The following is a 13,268-nucleotide window of genomic DNA, read 5'->3' as shown; positions in this document are numbered from 1 at the left end:
TTTGTAATAGGAAAAACTGCAATGGCTTCCAGCGATTCTATAACTATATTGAATACGTTCTCCACTCTTGCCAATGAATACTGGTAAGACTGGGATGCGGGCTGCAAGCTCGCGACCGAGCGACTCGGCCTGAAATACATCGCGCAGCGAGCGGCGTTGTCGCTAGGACTGGCTGGACATGCTGTGGAACCGCACGCTCGTGGACAGTGCCATCGTGCTAGGGGTCGCGGCAGGCGGGATTGTCCTCTTTGCAGGGGGCTTCAAAAGCGATCGCAGTCGCCGGTTGGCGCGGCGGGAAACCAGGCTGGATCTTCGGGAAGTCAAAGTGGCCCAAATCAACCCGGTCTTGACCGGCAAGTATGTGCAGTTCCAATACGGCGCCGACCGCAAGGGCAAGCCGCTCCTGACGTTGTCGCACTTTGGTCGGAAGGAAGAGCCTTATTGGCTCGATGGTCAGCGCGGGATGGCGTTGGCGGCGCTACCGGAAGGGGCGAGCGTGCCGGTACTGCTCGACGCGGAGCTTAAGCGGCCCGATGCCTCGCCACCGGAGATTGCGACGATTGCGGCGAGATTAAAAGTGATGATGGCGGGGGCTTGAGGAAGGGCCCATCAAACAGGTATTCAAAGCGCCGAAGCTCGTCATACGAGACGGATGCACTTGGCATTAGGCGAGAGCGTTCAGTTCATAATCGGACCCTGAGGAGTTCTCGCCGTGGCCATGTTTGAAAAGAAGATGGCTGCGGCAGGTGGGGCTGGTTCTGGCGACGTCGACTCTGGATATGCCTGGCGGCGGCTGGTACTCACGCTCATTCTCGGCACCGTTGCCTGCGTCGGCAATTGGTCCGTCGTGGTGCTTCTTCCAACCCTGCAAGTCGAGTTCGACACGGTGCGTGGCGGTGCCTCGCTTCCTTATACCTGCACGATGCTTGGCTTTGCCTTTGGCGGGGTGGTGATGGGTCGCCTGGCCGATCGGGTCGGCATCGTTGTGCCGGTGCTGATCGGGGCGTTCCTGCTTTGCATTGGCTACATCATGGCCGCCCTTACCACCAATATCTGGCAATTCGCCGCCTGTTCAGCTGTAATCGGCCTTGGATCAGCTGCCGGCTTCGCGCCGCTGATATCCGACCTCTCTCTTTGGTTTAGCAAGCACCGTGCCCTCGCAGTCGCCTTTGCGGCCTCGGGCAGCTATCTTTCCGGGGCGGTTTGGCCGATGGCTATCGAGTATTTTCAGACGACCCAGGGCTGGCGTGCAACCCATGTCGGAATCGGCATTTTCATCCCACTGGTGATGGTGCCCATCGGTCTGCTGTTGAAGCGGCGTCTACAGACCGGAACCTATGTCCAGGCCGAGGCCGCAACCGAAGCAGCACGCAACGAACTGGGTCTGAGCTCAAATGCGCTGCAGGCCGTTCTCGTCGTCGCGGGCTTTGCGTGCTGCATGGCAATGTCGATGCCGCAGGTCCATATCGTCGCCTATTGCGGGGATCTCGGCTACGGTGTGGCGGTGGGCACGCAGATCATCGCCTTGATGCTTGGACTGGGTGTGGTCAGCCGATTGGCGTCCGGGGCGGTCGCCGATCGGATCGGTGCCGGGCCGATGTTGATCCTCGGTTCCTCAATGCAGGCGGCAGCGCTGCTGCTATATCTGTTTTTCAGCAGCAAGTCGTCGCTCTACGTGATCTCCGGCCTGTTCGGGCTATTCCAAGGCGGCATAGTTCCGATGTATGCCGTGATTATTCGTAAATATTTGCCGCCACGTGAGGCAGGTATCCGTATTAGCCTGGTGTTGATGGCGACCGTACTTGGCATGGCTTGTGGGGGCTTAGCCGCTGGTTACATTTTCGATGCCACCGGCTCTTACCGCCTGGCTTTCCTGCATGGCTTCCTTTGGAACTGCGTCAACCTTGCTTTGGTGAGCTGGATGATCCTATGGCCCAGACTGCGGCGGAGGCAGCAGGCGTTGGCGACGTGAACAGGGGCATTTCTCGCCCCGCAACAATTCACCCCGTAACTCGCTAACCAAAGATCAGGGGATGAGCGCCTTCTCGTGGGGCGAAGAGACGCCCTGGTGGCGATCGGATCAGGGCAAAAACTATCTTCGGCTCTGCCACAGCGACGGACAGAACAAGCGGAACGTGAGTGAGATAAGCCAGTGCTGGCGTAGGCCGCATTAGCGCGTGACGTGATCCTGTCACGACATTCCAAATCAGGCTAAGACAGGTCGGAAATTTCACGCCAACATTCACTTTTGATGGCGCGTCATGGCCGACATGGCCTATAGGAGCTGCCACCACCAAGGCTTGGCCCTGGTCCCGTCCCCGCCGCTCCAAGTCTCGATATCTTGCAAGCACCAGGGAAACCGTCGCACACTATGTTTACTTGCAGGAAGAAATAGTGACTACAACCGAGAGCTTACCGTCCGACATCTATGCCATTGCCGACGTCCATGGACGCGCCGATCTTCTTGAGGTCATGCTTGGATACATCGCGGCTGCCTCGAGTGATCATCAATCCAAGCCGGTCGTGATCTTCCTAGGCGATCTGATCGACCGCGGCCCTTACAGTCCAAAGGTACTCGATCAGGTCTATTCGACACTCGACCTTTATCCGGGTTCTCGTCTGATCCTTGGCAACCATGATTTTTACCTGCGTGAACTCCTTCGTGGCGCTCTCACCCATGAGGACGCCGTCAACTGGATGGACTGGGGAGGCGTCGCAACGGTGAGCGCATATTCCAATCGCCCGGTGCCTGATTTCGAGAACATCGCCGCAGATATCCGCCGCGTCTTCCCCCACCATGCGGACTTGCTGGAAAACGCGCTGACATTCAAGGAGATCGGGCGCTTCTGCTTTGTTCACGCTGGAATACGTCCCGGTGTTCAGCTTGCAAATCAAAGCGAATACGACTTGCGCTGGATCAGGGCGGGCTTCCTCGACCACATGGACGTCTTTGGCCATGTGGTTTTGCACGGTCACACGATCACGAAGTCGCTGCGACCCGAAGTTTACTCGAATCGCATAGCTTTGGATACCGGAGCATATCGGACTGGCCGGCTGAGCGCCGCCGTAATCAGGCGCGATGAGCTTTCACATTTCGTATGCACCGAACTAACCGCAACCGGTGCCATCCAGGTCGGCGAGTGGCGGCCCGACTAATCGACAAGAGAAGGAGATCGAGTTTCAATGGTTTCCATAGTAGGGCGTTACGCCACAGTATCTCAGATAAATCAGAAGGCTACTTAGATCATAAAGGCGTGCCGGCGGTTCGAACCGTTTCAAGGCGAGCGAGAGTGCTTCCGCTTCTTCGCCGATCTTTATATATATATATATATATATGAGCAGTAGAGCTGCGTTTCAGAACGGCGAGCTATCTTTAGCGTTCATGTTGACTCCCCCTTTCACTCAGCCGAAAAGAACTCTTGCCGTTAGAGGGAGACGATTGATGGCTGACGAGAACGATACGGGGCTCAAGTCCGAGGTTGCAGAGACGGATGTGACGGCGAAAGTGCCGGCGCCTAAAAAGCAGCGCGCACCGCGACGCCAGAAGGCAGCCGCCGAAGCAACGGCAGCCGCATCTCTTGCGAAGACGGCAAAGGTGCCGAGCGGTCGCAGGACGCGTGGCGAGCAAACCGGGGAAGCGAAGCTGACGGCGGGGGAAACGCAAGTCACGAGCAAGAGCACTGGGAAGGACGCCGTCAAGCAAACCGGAAGGAAGAGGGCGCCGAAACAAACCGAGCCGACCGTGAGCGCGCCTGTTTCGTCTATGGATGAGATGGCAGATCTTATTCAGCTCGAAGAAGAGAATAAAAGGCTCCGCAAAACCCTGGCAGATAAGCTTCGCGCGGAAAATGCCGACCTGCGCAAGCGGCTCGCGCTCGATTGATCGACCATAAATAGCGGAGGCGGTTGCGAGATCGACCTCAGCCACTACATCTTCGGTAGCAGAGAAATTCGCCGGGCTCACGTCACGAGCCCGGATCTAAAGCTGCGGCAACGTCGTGGTGCAGATTGCTCGAGGTTGAAGCATTATGAAATCACCATGGAAATTCCTTGCTCAGTTGACGTCGCGAAGACGGCCGGTGGAAGCACGAGAGAGTGGCGTTGGTGCCGATACCGAAGCGAGCGAAAGCGGCGCGGGGCAAACGTCGGCGCTTTCGTCAGACGCAACGGAAGCATCGGGTCGTCGGGACCACGATGAGAACGCAACTGTTGATCTCGTGGCGAGGACGACTTCAAATGAAGCCGACGGCGATCCCGGCGTCGCCCGAGCAGTCTCGCCGCCAGTCGATGTTGAAGAGGTCCAGACGCCGGCAGATTATGCGGTCAGTCGATCCGGTACTGATGCGCATAGGTTTGCGCCGGAAGGCAAGACAAGCAAAATGTCTCCGCGAACACCACCCTCAGGGCGGCAAGGACGCGCGAAGAAAACCCGAACCGATAGGGGTTCGGAGAGCACTGACGTCGCAAATAGCGATCAAGGTGCTCAATCCTCGTCTTCTCGTGAAAGCTTCTTCGATGAGGTGGCAAGCGTGGACGAGGAGATCAGGCAACTAAGAGGTCAGTTAGCGCAAAAGCTGCATTTGCAGAATGTCCAGCTTGAAAAGATGCTCGAGCGATTCGACCGATCGTGAGCCTGCTCCTGGCGGGGCTTGGACGAACCGGTTGGCGGACAAGCGGAGGTCGACATTGACGCCAGCTTCTGAGACGATCCTCCGCTTCAATCCGTCTCCTTAGATATAAACTGTCGTTGGCGGCATTCGCTGCTTAGATCCGGGGGCTCGACCCTCAGCAAAACAACGGCAGCTGAGACTGTGCCGCCGCTTTCCTACTGGTGGTCATCGGCGAACGACAGTTAGAGCAGCGATACCCGCTTCATCGGCCGCACGCAAAAGCGCTTCCCGGAATTGTTCCGGAGCAATCTGCCCGCTAATTGCATCGACACAGGCTTTTACGGCGGCGACATATTCTTCGCCCTCATCGGATGGCCAATCCTTAATCAGGATATGCGCTGCGTCGCCGAGCGTGCGTACGATCTTGTGCGTTGCCGGACCGTGCAGAGCTAGCCCGACCGGCGCAAATGCCGACGATGTATTCCAGCACATTGTGCTCGACCCCTCAAGGTACTGACGCTGCAATCCCTGCCGCAATATATGAGCATGCTTTAAAATTTGGAATTGAAGATTGTGTGACCGATGAACGAGGTCCCGAGAACCGGCGGCACAGCCGAGATGACTATTGAAATTCGATCTGCGACAAACCACTCGCAGCACGCGGTGCCTGTTCGCGCGAAGGCTCGACGAAATCCAGACGGAAGCCCCCCGCGACGGCGGCTCTACATGATAGCCCCACGGCTATCATCGCGCGTTAGTGCGCGAATTCACAAACGGACTCGCGAATCAATCCTCTGTCGACGCATTGCGAGGGTTTTCCTGGAAACCCTGTCGAGGTCTTACGCAAAAGCGGACCGTGTACGTTTGAGGCGGAGCCGCCTAAGAGACATCGTCGATGACGCGGCAGGGTGTGCCCTCATCAGGCGAGCACTCGACCCTCATTGCCGATCAGGCTCGGATCTGGCGCGACAGCCATTTTCCGGGGCAGTTTTACGCGACATCAAAGCGCTCAAGCATCTTCGTGAGCTGCAAGTTCTGTGCAAGAAGCTGTTCTGCCAGTAGCCTCTTGAGCCGCTTGTTTTCTGCATCGAGGGCAGTTACTTCCTCGAAGGAAACCGCAACCCGAGCAGTCACGGATTTCGTGCTTCGGGGCTTGCTCTTCCCCGTCGAAACGGGGCCGCGCCTAACACGCTTTCGAAGAGTGCCGTTTGATATTCTCTCGGGCTGGAAAACCGTCTGGCTCTCCTGCACCTGCGCAACAACTTTGGCAGTCGGAATGGTAGTCGCATGTTGCTTTGGCACGTCGACCTTTGCGCCGTCGCTCGATGCTATCAAAGCTTCTGCAAGATTGGCCTCGCCTTGGTGTTCGCGCGCGGAACCCGAATTCATCGCATCAGGTGCCATGTCTCCGCCTTCGTCAGGCAGACCATGTGCCGCATTTGAATTGAACGGATGTGGCGCCTTATCTTCCACTTCTCGATTAAAAGCCTTGAGATCAGTGTCACCCCAAATTGAGTTTGTTTGCCCCTTCGTCGCTCGTCGACCCGATTTGAATTCGACAATGAATTTCCGTTGTGGCGTTTTCATCCGGTTTCAACCTCAAGTAAATCGCGTGCAGCCAGCACCAACCGGCGCCACTGCGTTCCCGCCCCCGGACCCATATATTGCCTTGCAGCGCGCTTCAACTAGCCACCGCGCGAGATAGCGACGATACTTCGCACCAACAATACCGTACGGAGTACACGGGCTTTTTGAGGAGCGGGCCAGCGGAAGAATTTCGCGCAGTCGTTGGCCTTAAATACCGGGATTGGGGTGGAAACCGTTCGGATCCAATGGAAAAAATGACCGCCTGGGTGGCCGATTCTTAGCTCAGTCCGAGCCTCTTGCGCAGCTGCGAGTTTTCCGAACGCAATTTTTCCGCCAGAAGCTTGCGAAGCCTCTGGTTCTCTTTTTCGAGCTGCACAAGATCCGCCAGCTCATCACCGGCCGGAACAGGCTTCTCGTTCCTTTGAACTACGGGCATCCCAGTCCGTTTCCAATTATAGTAGGTTTGTTCGGAAATGCCGACCTTCTTGATCGCGTCCTTGAGGGTGCTTTTGCCCTCGGTGACTTGCGTCTCGATCAGCTTGAGCTTGCCGGTTTTTTCTTGCTCGCTGTACGACCTTCGCTTAGAGGCCTGCGACTTTGCGGCAGTTGCATTTGATGCAGATTGCGCCGGTTCGACGGTTGTCTTCTGGCTCTGTGGCGGCTTCTGCTTCTTGGCAGCAGGTGTTTTTGCGTCCGCGTCCGTCGTCTCAATTACAGCAGCCGGTCCTATGTTGTTCTCGTCAGCCATCAGTATTCCTCTTTAGCCACGGCCTGTTTTCGGCTGAGTGATCTCCAGAGTCAACACTAACACCAATCTCCAAATTTGCGGATAGATCGGGGATTGCGCCGAAGAGAAGGCTTGCGATGACGTGCGCCTGCCTCTTGCTATCAGATCGCCTTCGAGAACTTATAAGGAGGACAGGATCACGAGGTTCGGTACGAGGTGGAAAAAGAGCGGGTCTCGAAGTCGAAGGTCAAGGAGACTGTTAAAAAGTCGGCAACAGCCGCAAGAAGGTCGAAGCTAGCTTGGAGAAGTAGAGACAAGTTCACATTCCAGGAACTCGTGGCTGACGAAAGGCGGAACCGGAATTCCCGAGATCGAAAATCCGCGACCGTCGAGCTAGGGAAGTCGTCCCCCGCGCTCGACCATTCGTCCGAACTTCAGCAGCAGGCGCTCAAGGTCCGGCTCCTCTACGCGGCGGGCGGCCTCAAACGGCGTCAGCCACACGGAATCTCGCTCCGCCATTTCTGGAAAGCGCTTTCGGCTACGGCGGACCTCCAGTAGGAAGACGGCAACGACCGGTCGCGCTCCACTTCCGTCCTGCATCAGCTTGTCATAGAGGAACTCGCCGAAGGGCTTCTTCTTCGCCCTCCCGATCACGCCAGCTTCCTCCCAGGCCTCACGTTCTGCCACCTTGCGCGGCTTCAAACCTGATATCGGCCAGCCCTTCGGGATCATCCAACGTCTCGTCTCCCGCGTCGTGATGAGAAGCACCTGTGGCCCCTTGGGTGTGTTTCGGAAACACAATGCACCATACTGCTGGATCGGCTTCGGATAGACGTCAATCTCATTCATCGTGTCTGCTCGATGTTCATCGACGTTCTCGACCGTGCCTGCTAGACCGAGGTTCCTTCGCTTAAGGTTCATGGCGTCCTCATGTCAGCGCCAGAAGCGCTTCGTGTCGATGACCTCATCTACTGAGGACTGCGCCATGCGGATCAACGTATTCTTGTCCTCGTGGGAAACGACAGAATCTCGAGCAGGGTGGTCGGCCAGTCCATGCTGCTCAAGCACGTCCGGTCCGGTTGCCAGATCGTTTAGTGCTCCAAGATGGTCCTGCAGCGCCTCCATCGCTACGATGAATTTCCGGTACCGACGGGCGCCGCGCTTGTCGTCGAACAGCGATCCGAAGAACTCGGCCGCGTAGCGAAGCTTTTTCGCGTCCTTGCGAACCTGGTGACGATGCTCGTCGTCGGTCTCAGCCAGCGCACTGCCATGCTTTTTTAGCTTCTTACGCATCTTCTCGAGGGCCTTCGCGGCAAACTCCGAAGCTGGCGGGTCCTCAGAAGTTGCGCCACCGCCGCCGGCGCGATCGGTGTCACATTGAAGCCACTCGTTGAAATCGAGCATCAGAGCGCGCCCTCTCGCCGATTCTAGAGCCTCGACAGCGTCGCCGTAGGCCTTGTTGCGGGCATCCTTGAGCTTGGCCCTAAGGTCGGAGTCCTTCGCTTTCATCAGCAGGACGTCGAGATTACGCGCTTCGCCCAGGACGCCAGCGAGCCAGCGAAGTTCCTCTTGGATCCTTTTCGGCTCGTCGCCCATCAGGAGCGGCCTGAACAGGGAGAACGCAGAGCGGAGACGCCGCAGGGCTACCCGCGCCTGATGAAGGGCTTCGGAATTTCGTCGCTGGAGAAGGATCTCTTCGTTGAGACGGAACTGCCGAAAGCAGGACGTGGCGATCTCTCGAAAGGCGGCAGATGCCTTGATGTTTCGCTCGAGATCGAGGCGCTCTGCCTTGAACATGAATTGCAGCCTGTCCAGAAGCGCGAGACCCCGTTCGGACTTGGACTGAATGCCGAACCGGAAAGGTGCGATCGCGTCGATCTTGCGAATGAAGACGAACAGGTCTTTCGGATCCCCGTCCTTCAGTTCGACCTCGATTTCCTGAACAGGCGAGCGCCTGTTGCCAGACACTACGTCTCCCCGATCGACGACCACCTCCAGCCGAGAGCCGTTCAACTCGATGTTCCAGATGCGGCGCTCAATGAACAAGGTGAAAGCGGCTTCCACCTCAAGTTCCGGTCCGAACTCTCTCATGAGAGGGCTCGTATGGTCGAGGACGGGTTCCTTGCCTTCAATGGGAGTCTCCCATTCCGAACGGACAAACAGCGATTTCGCCGGCCCGGATGCCTTCACAGTCTGGACGTGGGAAGAGCCGGTAGAGCGGATGCGCAGAGAGAACCCCTTCTGCGACAGCCGACGATCATCCGTCTCGAAGTAGGTCGATGACTGCTGCAGTGCGTCGTCAGGCTCTCCGAGAAGATCGGAACCCAAAAGGCTCTCAAGGGCTTCGTTAGAGAGGTCGAGCTTGATTTCGATTTCTGTTGGCAAGGCAGGCTCCATTCTGATTGGACGCTCATCAACGCTGGAGGTCCTGTCATAGTTCGGACGCGTCACGAGGTGATGAAGCAAACTGGACTCTCGAACGTCGCCCAGCTAGCTTGCGCGGGCTTCGAAACCGGAGGCGGACGATGCTCAACGAAAACGCCCAGACCGAATTTACGAAAACCATGTCTGGTCGCGATGTCGCACAGGCTGGTGCTCTGTGCTACCGTCGGAACGAAAACGGTGGAGTTGAAATCCTTTTTGTAGGCAGCCGACGGAACGGTCGATGGGGCATTCCGAAGGGGCACGTCGAAGGTGGTGAGGTCAGCAGCGCCGCGGCGCTGAGAGAGGCGTTCGAGGAGGCCGGGGTCGCAGGCGTCGTCGACAAGACCGTGTTCGGTACGTTTTCTTACCGGAAGGACACGAGTTCCAACCGGTACCACGTGGCCGTGCATCTCCTCCAGGTGTCGAAGATCGCGGACAAGTTTCCGGAGAAGGATGTCCGAAAGACGCGATGGTTCCCCTTGGAAACCGCGCTGCGGGAAGCAGCGCAGCCGGGCTTGCGGATGCTGTTGTCGCAGCTCGAGTGCGTGGGCGTATGAAAGTCGGTTTCGGCAAATCGCTAGCCCGGGTCCTCAAATCCCAGAAGAAATTCAGCAGGCTGATCGAGAAGGCCCTCAAGGCGCCGCGAAACAAGGCGAAACGCGCGACGCCGACACTCCGTGCCGGGAAACCGACTCTGGTCGAGACGACCGCATTTGGAACCAATCCCGGCCGCCTAATCATGAAAACCTTCGTGCCGACAGCGCGGCTGCCGAAAAACCCCGCACTTGTGGTCGTGCTTCATGGCTGCCGACAAACACCCGAAAGCCTGGATAGTGCCGCTGGCTTCTCCAAACTCGCAAAAGACCGCGGCTTCGTTCTCCTTTATCCTGAGCAGAGAAGCGCCAATAATTCGCAACGATGCTTCAACTGGTTCCGCCCAAGCGCCGTCGCCAGAGACCGTGGAGAGATGCTCTCCATCAAGCAGATGATCGAACATACTTGCGAAAAACATCGCATCGACCGCTCGAGGATCTTTATCGCAGGACTGTCTGCAGGCGGGGCGATGACGGCCGCGCTCGTTGCCAACTATCCCCCATTGTTCGCAGGCGCCGCGATTATTGCCGGCATGCCCGTCGGATCGGCCCGAGATGCGATGTCCGCGTTACGAGCAATGAAGTCGGGCGTGACGCCGCCGTCAGGCGGCTGGGGCCGAGCCGTTACGAAGATCTCTTCCGAGGTCAAGACGTGGCCCGCGGTAACGATCTGGCAGGGCATGGACGATAGGACTGTGAACCCGGTCAACGCGAGCGCATGCATAGCACAGTGGCTCGAAGTCCAGGGCATCGACGAAAGCAGCGGACGTGCGGAGGAAAAACCGTGGGGCAGATTGCAATCGTGGCGGGCCGCAGACGGTCTGAAGCTGGCCTTCTATTCGGTCAGGAACATGGGGCACGGGCTTCCAATCAAAATGCGGGACGCTACGAAGTCGAGACGATCTGAAGACCCTTACGTCTTTGCCGCAGAGATTTCGGCTCCAGCAGAATTGCTGCGACTATGGGGCTTGAAGAGACCTATGCTATAGTCGAAAACGCTGTGGCGAGGCCAAATTTTGTCTATTCCCGTTAACGCAAGGTCGTTGACCTGCGGCCCTCTCCCCGTTTTGATACCGGATTGGCAACGATGTGCCGATCGGAATCCAAAGTCCACGGAATCAGACATGTCCGATGGGACTTCCGAAACCACATGCTCGAATCTCTCAGTACCTAGAGGTTGGGGCGATGTAGACGACAGGCGTTGTTTAGTTCCGCAGGTTATCAAACGCGCATGGCGCCCTACAGCTGGACGGCCGAAGGCGAGATGATTAACTATGGCCTTCCGTGCCGAGGGCCACGGCTACACGACGGCCTTAAGAAGGGCCTTGTCCAGCCCGGCGTCGAGGGGAGTTCGAGGCAGCCTTCTGGGCCCTGGCGGAGTCCCGCGGGCGACGATCACTATCAAGGTGTCCGGAGATCTTGTCGAGTTGAACAAAACGAAGTGAGGAAGCGGCGCTCGCGTTCAATGTCCAAGCTCGTGCACGGACTGTTCGTGCAAATCGCATCCGTGCTGCTACGTGCTTCGTTCCGCCACAGAGGGGCGCTTGTGCCCTCATGACGGCGGGTGATCATGTTGTTACATTATGGTGCTACGCTCCGGCGTCGTTCGCGCCCCGGCTGAGATTTGCTACGGAAAGGCGCGATCCTGCTGCAGCCGCATAGTGACGTGCCATAGCGGAAAAGTGCTTGGTTCCGTAAATCGCCATATGCCTCGACGCGTCGCTAAGTCGTTGAAGGTTATGCTATCGAGATGAAGTGGTCCGCATCTCATCAAAGGCGTTCTAGCCTTTGACAAACTTTGCCAAAATCGGTTATGTTGCCTTCAAATGGAGGTTATCAATGGCCACGATGAACGTATCTCTTCCAGGCCCGATGAAGGATTGGGTGGAGGCCCAGGCCAGGACCGGGCGATATTCGAATGCTAGCGACTACGTGCGCGACCTGATCCGACGCGACCAGACGCGAAACGACAAGATCGCCGCCATGCAAAGCTTCGTCGAGGCCGGGCTCCAAAGTGGTGTCGGCATCCGATCAAAGGATGAACTCTTTGCTGAAGCGATGGCTCGTGCCAGCAAGTCATGAGTTTTAAGCTTTCTGCCGAAGCGGAAGAGGACATTATTGCGATCGCCGAACATGGTGTCCGCATGTTCGGGGCAGGCCAGGCAAACCGATACCACGATGAACTTTTCGCATTATTTGATCTGATAGCTGTCAATCCGCGCATCGCGCGCGAACGGGATGAGATTGATCCGCCCGTTAGAATTCATCCCTTCAAAGCTCATCTAATCGTTTATCGGATCGAAGATGATGAGACAATTTTTGTAATACGAATTCGCCACGCGCATGAAGATTGGGCAAGTGAATCAATTTAGCGCACCTCGGATGGAACTGTGGGATTTGGTGTGTCTCAGGTTCGAATCGGGTCAAGAGCTTCCGGTTCGAAAATCTCCAAGAGGGCTCGTCTGGATCAGGTGTTGCGCCGCCAATTGCCAGGGGTGGTGCCGACGATACTTGCAAAGACGCGCGTGAAATGGCTTTGGTCCGCGAAGCCGCAGGCGATGGCCACTTCGGCGAGTGGAGTCTTTGAGGTCCGTAGGAGGTTGCGGGCGCGGTCTATTCGCTCACGAAGAACCCATTGATAGGGCGTCATACCGGTCGTCTCACGAAAAGCGCGAATGAAATAGCCGCGCGACAGATTGCACATCTGCGCGACTTCGGAAATTGACACGTTGCCGTCGAGGTTCTCAAGAAGCAAACCTTTCGCCAGATCCTCATGCGTCCGCGAAAGGCTACCCGACCTATCAGAGGCTACCGTTGGCCGGCCGCCATAACGCTGGACCAGGTAGGTTCCGATGGCCGTTGTCATTTGCTCGACGAACAGCGCGTTGGCTTCGTCTGGCTTTTCGAGTGCCGGGATCAGCGCCCGAGCGAGATTGGCAAGCACAATATCTTTTGACGCGGTTTCAACTGACAGCGACGTCACGCCGGGCATTTCAGCATCATCGGCAATCTTGCCGAGGGACGCAGGTGAAATTTCAAACAACACGAAATCGAAAGGACCGCGGAGATCCGCCTTGTAGGCGTCCGAGAAATCGCGAATATAGATCGAGTTCTCGGTAAATTCGTGGGTGGTCGCATGATGTTTGTGGAAGATGCGCCGCGTGTGGCCACCGAGAGAGGAAACCCCGACGACAAACCCCCGATCGTTTGCCGGCGTCATGACCTGATCGAGTTGAGTGTTGACTGTCGCCTTCCGAAAGATATCGATGTCTGAACCAGGTAGGCTTTGGTTGATCGACAACTGCTTCAACGAGCACCCGAACCCGT

Annotated in this window: 15 protein-coding genes; 9 read left to right on the top strand and 6 right to left on the bottom strand. The window is 57.1% G+C overall.

All coding sequences use genetic code 11. The annotated features are described in order from the left end of the window. The first annotated feature begins 178 nt into the window (after positions 1 to 178). The 5 genes from HX898_RS24830 (at position 179) to HX898_RS24810 (ending at position 4,631) form a co-directional block, all read left to right on the top strand. Complete coding sequence (locus tag HX898_RS24830; RefSeq protein ID WP_180196046.1) at positions 179 to 598, top strand: hypothetical protein; 420 nt, start codon at positions 179 to 181, stop codon at positions 596 to 598. Positions 599 to 718: 120 nt separating this feature from the next. Then, positions 719 to 1,972 (top strand): MFS transporter, encoded by a 1,254-nt coding sequence (locus HX898_RS24825; RefSeq protein WP_180196124.1) that lies wholly within the window; start codon positions 719 to 721, stop codon positions 1,970 to 1,972. Positions 1,973 to 2,394: 422 nt separating this feature from the next. After that, entirely contained in the window at positions 2,395 to 3,156 is a 762-nt protein-coding gene (locus tag HX898_RS24820; protein WP_180196045.1) for a metallophosphoesterase, read from the top strand. 286 nt (positions 3,157 to 3,442) lie between these two features. Next, the gene (locus HX898_RS24815; protein ID WP_138331104.1) at positions 3,443 to 3,883 is read left to right on the top strand and encodes a SyrB-like regulator; all 441 of its coding nucleotides are present in this window, start codon (positions 3,443 to 3,445) and stop codon (positions 3,881 to 3,883) included. A 145-nt stretch (positions 3,884 to 4,028) separates the two neighbouring features. Beyond that, positions 4,029 to 4,631: a hypothetical protein gene (locus tag HX898_RS24810; RefSeq protein ID WP_180196044.1), complete on the top strand. Its 603-nt coding sequence runs from the start codon at positions 4,029 to 4,031 to the stop codon at positions 4,629 to 4,631. Positions 4,632 to 4,835: 204 nt separating this feature from the next. On the opposite strand, the gene HX898_RS24805 is transcribed toward HX898_RS24810, so the two are convergent. The 5 genes from HX898_RS24805 to HX898_RS24785 form a co-directional block, all read right to left on the bottom strand. After that, entirely contained in the window at positions 4,836 to 5,102 is a 267-nt protein-coding gene (locus HX898_RS24805) for a DUF982 domain-containing protein (protein WP_138331106.1), read from the bottom strand. Positions 5,103 to 5,600: 498 nt separating this feature from the next. Continuing rightward, the gene (locus HX898_RS24800; protein ID WP_180196043.1) at positions 5,601 to 6,197 is read right to left on the bottom strand and encodes a hypothetical protein; all 597 of its coding nucleotides are present in this window, start codon (positions 6,195 to 6,197) and stop codon (positions 5,601 to 5,603) included. Positions 6,198 to 6,474: 277 nt separating this feature from the next. Continuing rightward, positions 6,475 to 6,945: a transposase gene (locus HX898_RS24795; RefSeq protein WP_180196042.1), complete on the bottom strand. Its 471-nt coding sequence runs from the start codon at positions 6,943 to 6,945 to the stop codon at positions 6,475 to 6,477. Positions 6,946 to 7,317: 372 nt separating this feature from the next. After that, positions 7,318 to 7,773 carry an NUDIX hydrolase gene (locus HX898_RS24790; protein ID WP_138331109.1) on the bottom strand — a complete coding sequence of 152 codons (456 nt, stop codon included), beginning with the start codon at positions 7,771 to 7,773 and terminating at the stop codon, positions 7,318 to 7,320. An 84-nt stretch (positions 7,774 to 7,857) separates the two neighbouring features. Then, the gene (locus HX898_RS24785; RefSeq protein ID WP_246697216.1) at positions 7,858 to 9,309 is read right to left on the bottom strand and encodes a CHAD domain-containing protein; all 1,452 of its coding nucleotides are present in this window, start codon (positions 9,307 to 9,309) and stop codon (positions 7,858 to 7,860) included. 140 nt (positions 9,310 to 9,449) lie between these two features. Here HX898_RS24785 and HX898_RS24780 point away from each other — a divergent pair, with 140 nt between their 5' ends. The 4 genes from HX898_RS24780 to HX898_RS24765 all read left to right on the top strand — a co-directional run bounded on the left by HX898_RS24780 (position 9,450) and on the right by HX898_RS24765 (position 12,313). After that, on the top strand, positions 9,450 to 9,905 hold the full coding sequence (locus HX898_RS24780) for an NUDIX hydrolase (protein WP_180196040.1): 456 nt from the start codon (positions 9,450 to 9,452) through the stop codon (positions 9,903 to 9,905). Next, entirely contained in the window at positions 9,902 to 10,930 is a 1,029-nt protein-coding gene (locus tag HX898_RS24775; protein WP_171598333.1) for a PHB depolymerase family esterase, read from the top strand. The genes HX898_RS24780 and HX898_RS24775 overlap by 4 nt, the downstream gene beginning before the upstream one ends. Before the next feature lie 850 nt (positions 10,931 to 11,780). Beyond that, positions 11,781 to 12,023, top strand: a complete 243-nt coding sequence (locus tag HX898_RS24770; protein WP_028739446.1) for a type II toxin-antitoxin system ParD family antitoxin — start codon at positions 11,781 to 11,783, stop codon at positions 12,021 to 12,023. Further along, on the top strand, positions 12,020 to 12,313 hold the full coding sequence (locus tag HX898_RS24765; RefSeq protein ID WP_180196039.1) for a type II toxin-antitoxin system RelE/ParE family toxin: 294 nt from the start codon (positions 12,020 to 12,022) through the stop codon (positions 12,311 to 12,313). The genes HX898_RS24770 and HX898_RS24765 overlap by 4 nt, the downstream gene beginning before the upstream one ends. 95 nt (positions 12,314 to 12,408) lie before the next feature. Here the strand turns inward: HX898_RS24765 and HX898_RS24760 are convergent, their stop codons facing one another. Then, positions 12,409 to 13,242: an AraC family transcriptional regulator gene (locus tag HX898_RS24760; RefSeq protein ID WP_180196123.1), complete on the bottom strand. Its 834-nt coding sequence runs from the start codon at positions 13,240 to 13,242 to the stop codon at positions 12,409 to 12,411. Positions 13,243 to 13,268: the final 26 nt, after the last annotated feature.

Origin of the sequence: Rhizobium sp. WYCCWR 11128, from assembly GCF_013416305.1 — a bacterium.
Lineage (GTDB): Bacteria > Pseudomonadota > Alphaproteobacteria > Rhizobiales > Rhizobiaceae > Rhizobium > Rhizobium indicum.
Note: the sequence above shows the minus strand (reverse complement) of the source record. Positions and strands in the feature narration are given on the sequence as shown.